Below are 4,307 nucleotides of genomic sequence, written 5' to 3' on the forward strand. Positions count from 1 at the left end.
AGGCGCTGCGCGACCCCGCGCTGCGCACCGCCGCCCGGAAGCTGATCGCGCTCGCCGGGCCGGGGCTGCCGCCGGCCCCGCCCCGCGAGGAGGCGCGGACCGGCTTCGGCCCGCTGCACTCCCTGCGCCGCGACAAGAAGGCCATCAGCCACCACTACGACGTCGGCAACGACTTCTACGAGCTGGTGCTCGGCCCCTCGATGGTCTACTCCTGCGCCTACTGGGACGACGGACCGGATGCGGCGCTCGAGGACGCCCAGCGCGCCAAGCTGGACCTCGTCTGCCGCAAGCTGGCCCTGCGACCGGGGCAGCGGCTGCTGGACGTGGGGTGCGGCTGGGGCTCGATGGTGCTGCACGCGGCGCGCGAGTACGGGGTGCGCGCCGTCGGCGTCACGCTCTCCGAGGAGCAGGCGGCGTACGCCCGTAAGCGCATCGCGGACGCCGGGCTCACCGACCAGGTGGAGATCCGGGTCCAGGACTACCGCGAGGTTCCGGACGGGCCGTACGACGCCATCTCCTCCATCGGCATGGCCGAGCATGTGGGCTCCGTGCGCTACGCCGAGTACACCGCCATCCTGCACCGGCTGCTGCGGCCCGGCGGGCGGCTGCTGAACCACCAGATCGCCCGGCGCCCCCAGCCGGACGAAGAGGCGTACCACGTGGACGAGTTCATCGACCGGTATGTCTTCCCCGACGGCGAGCTGGCCCCGGTCGGCCGGACCGTCACCCAGCTCGAGGAGGCGGGCTTCGAGGTACGCGATGTGGAGGCCATCCGCGAGCATTACGCGCTCACGCTGCGCAGTTGGGTCGCCAACCTGGAGCGGTCCTGGCCGCGGGCCATGCGGCTGACCTCCCCGGGCCGGGCCCGGGTCTGGCGGCTCTATATGGCGGCCTGTGCCCTCTCCTTCGAACGCAACCGGATCGGGGTCAACCAGATCCTCGCCGTCCGCACCCCCGAGAGCGGGACCTCGGGGCTGCCGCTGCGCGCCCGCGACTGGCGCGGCTGAAACGCGGACGTCCCCGTCCGCCCCGGACAGGGGGCGGACGGGGACGTCCGGTGGCGGCCTGCCGATCGGCCCGCCGCTACTCGGCCTTGATGGCCATCAGCATGTTGAGCTTGGAGGCCCGCCGGGCCGGCCACAGCGCGGCGATCACCCCGACCAGCGCGGCCATCAGCAGGAACAGACCCATCCGGGCCCACGGCAGCACCAGCTCGTAGGTCGGCAGTTCGGCGGCGATCAGCTCACCGGCCGCCCAGCCGAAGAAGACGCCGAGGCCGATGCCGAGCACCCCGCCGAAGAGCGAGATGACCAGCGACTCCAGCCGCACCATCCGCTTGATACCGGCCCGGTCCAGGCCGATCGCCCGCAGCATGCCGATCTCCTTGGACCGCTCGAAGACCGACATCGCCAGGGTGTTGATGACGCCGAGCACCGCGACGATCACGGCCATGCCGAGCAGCCCGTAGAGCATGTTCAGCATCAGGGTGAACGCCTTGGCGATCTCGTCCGAGAGGTCCTGCTTGTTCTGGACCTTGATCGCGGGGTTGTCGCCGAGCGTCTTCTTCAGCAGGTCCTGGGTGTCCTGCGTGGCGCCGCCCTTGGTCTTCAGCATCACCTGGAAGTCGGCGACGGTCGTCATATGCGGGGTGACCGTGGCGCTGTCCAGCATGACGCCGTTGACCATCTGGTTGCCCTCGTAGACACCGCCCACGGTCAGCCGGCCCTTGCTGCCGTCCTCGTAGGTCACGGGGAAGGCGGAGCCGACCTTCCAGTGGTTCGCGTCGGCGATCTTGTCGTCGACGAGGACCTTGGTGCCACCGAGCGCGCCGAAGGAGCCCTCGGTGAAGTCCACGTTCACCAGTTCCTTGATGGCCTTGGGGTCGACGCCCATCAGGGTCTCGGTGTCACCGGCGACCCGGGCCGGGGAGGAGCGCAGCGGGCTGATCGCGGTGACCTGGTCCACCTTGGCCAGGGTCTTGGACACCTCCGGCGACAGCGGCCGTACGCCGTCCCCGCCCATGCTGACCACGTAGTCGGACTTCAGCCCGTCGGCGGCCATGTTGTTGATGCCCTTCTGCATGCTCCCCGCGATCACCGTCATGCCGGTGATCAGGGTGAGGCCGACCATCAGGGCGGAGGCGGTGGCGGCGGTACGGCGCGGGTTGCGCACCGCGTTCTGCCGGGCCAGCTTGCCGGGCATCCCGAAGATCTTCAGCACCGGGGAGGCGGCCGCGATCAGCGGCCGGGACAGCAGCGGGGTGAGGATGAAGACGCCGATCACCAGGACGGCCGCGCCGAACGCCATCGGGCCCTGGCCGTCGCTGCCGCTCATGCCCGTACCGGACACCACCAGGGCGATACCGGCCGCGGCGAAGAGCGAACCGATGGTGTTGCGGACCACCAGACCACGGGTGGTCGGCGCGGCGTGCACGCTGTTCATCGCGGCGATCGGCGGGATCTTGGCGGCGCGGCGGCCGGGCAGCCAGGCGGAGAGCACGGTCACCACGACGCCCACCAGCACCGAGATCAGCACCGTGTTGGGCGCGACGACCAGCGGACCGTCCGGGACGCTGGCCCCGGTGGAGTTGAGCACCGAGCGCAGCAGGGCGCCGATGCCGACACCGGCCGCGAGGCCCACCACGGCCGCGACGGCGCCCACGAAGGTGGCCTCCATCAGCACCGACCGGGTCACCTGACGGCGGGTCGCACCCACCGCGCGCATCAGGGCGAGCTCCTTGGTGCGCTGGGCGACCAGCATGGAGAAGGTGTTGACGATGATGAAGATGCCGACGAAGAGCGCGATCCCGGCGAACACCAGCATCGCGGTCTGCATGCTGCTCATGCCGTCTTCGATCGCCTTGGCCTGGTCATCGGCGAGCTTCTTGCCGGTGGTGGCCTTGGCCTGCTCGGGCAGGACCTTGTCGAGCGCGGACTTCAGCGTCGCCTGCGAGGTGCCCGCGGCGGCCTTCACATCGATCTCGTCGAACTGCCCGGGCTTGGCGAACAGCTTCTGGGCGGTGACCGTGTCGTACAGCGCGAGGGAGCCGCCGGCCGCCACATTGCCGTCGTCGGTGGTGAAGACGCCGACGATCTTCTCGGTGCGCACCGGGCCGTCGACGGAGACCCGGATGGAGTCCCCGGCCTTGTACTTGCCGCGCTCGGCGGTCTTGGAGTCGAGCGCGATCTCACCCGGGGCCTTGGGGGCGCGGCCCTCGGTCATCGTGTACCGGGGGTCCTTGCCGTCGGCTCCCGGGTAGTAGTTGCCGCCGCGGTTGGAGAAGCCGCCGCCGAGCAGGTCGCCCTTCTTGTCGGCGAGGGCGGAGTAGCCGTTCACCACACCGTAGGCGGAGGCGGCGCCGGGCACCTTGGCCGCCTTGTCGAGCACCTGCTGGCTCAGCCGGGGGGCGTCACCGGGGTTGGCGGAGTCGTCGTCCTTCTTGTCCGGGCTGATGGCGACGTCGACGCCCTGGAAGCCCTTCTGAGAGCTCTTCTGATAGGCGTCGGAGATGGTGTTGGTGAAGACCAGGGTGCCGGCGACGAAGGCCACGCCGAGCATCACGGCGAGCACGGTCATCAGCAACCGGGCCTTGTGCGCAAGCACATTGCGCAGGGCTGTACGGAGCATGAGTGTCAGTCCTGAGGGGTGGGGAGGGGAGTGCGAGGCGGCGCCCCGGAGGCGAACCGAGCCTGAAAAGCGGATACGGGCGCGCCCCGGGTCAGCTCGTACGGCCCTTGGCGTCGAAACGCTTCATGCGGTCGAGGACCGAGTCGGCGGTGGGGTTGCGCAGATCGTCCACGATCCGGCCGTCGGCGAGGAAGACCACCCGGTCGGCGTAGGACGCGGCGACCGGGTCGTGGGTCACCATCACGATCGTCTGGCCCATCTCCCGCACCGAGTTGCGGAGGAAGCCCAGGACCTCGGCGCCGGAGCGGGAGTCCAGGTTCCCGGTCGGCTCGTCGGCGAAGATGATCTCCGGCTGGCCGGCCAGGGCGCGGGCCACCGCGACGCGCTGCTGCTGACCACCCGACAGTTGGTTGGGCCGGTGCTTGAGCCGCCCGGCCAGGCCGACCGTGGCCACGACCTGGTCCAGCCACGCCTGGTCGGCCTTGCGGCCGGCGATGTCCATCGGGAGGGTGATGTTCTCCAGCGCGTTCAGCGTCGGCAGCAGGTTGAACGCCTGGAAGATGAAGCCGATCTTGTCGCGGCGCAACTGGGTGAGCTTCTTGTCCTTGAGCGTGGTCAGTTCGACGTCGCCGATCCGGGCCGAGCCGCTGGAGATCGTGTCGAGACCTGCCATGCAGTGC

3 protein-coding genes are annotated in these 4,307 nt (G+C 70.1%); 1 reads left to right on the forward strand and 2 read right to left on the reverse strand.

Features of this window, described 5'->3' with window-relative positions; all coding sequences use genetic code 11:
* Positions 1-1,007: SAM-dependent methyltransferase (locus KN815_RS41715; RefSeq protein WP_216346988.1), on the forward strand; the 1,007-nt coding region annotated here is incomplete at its 5' end.
* 76 nt (positions 1,008-1,083) lie between these two features.
* On the opposite strand, the gene KN815_RS41720 is transcribed toward KN815_RS41715, so the two are convergent.
* Together KN815_RS41720 and KN815_RS41725 are read right to left on the reverse strand one after the other, a co-directional pair.
* Entirely contained in the window at positions 1,084-3,627 is a 2,544-nt protein-coding gene (locus tag KN815_RS41720; protein WP_216346989.1) for an ABC transporter permease, read from the reverse strand.
* 91 nt (positions 3,628-3,718) lie between these two features.
* A partial coding sequence (locus tag KN815_RS41725) for an ABC transporter ATP-binding protein (RefSeq protein WP_216346990.1) occupies positions 3,719-4,307 on the reverse strand: 589 nt, incomplete at its 5' end.

It is taken from the genome of Streptomyces niphimycinicus, from assembly GCF_018883605.1.
GTDB classification, from domain to species: Bacteria; Actinomycetota; Actinomycetes; order Streptomycetales; family Streptomycetaceae; genus Streptomyces; species Streptomyces niphimycinicus.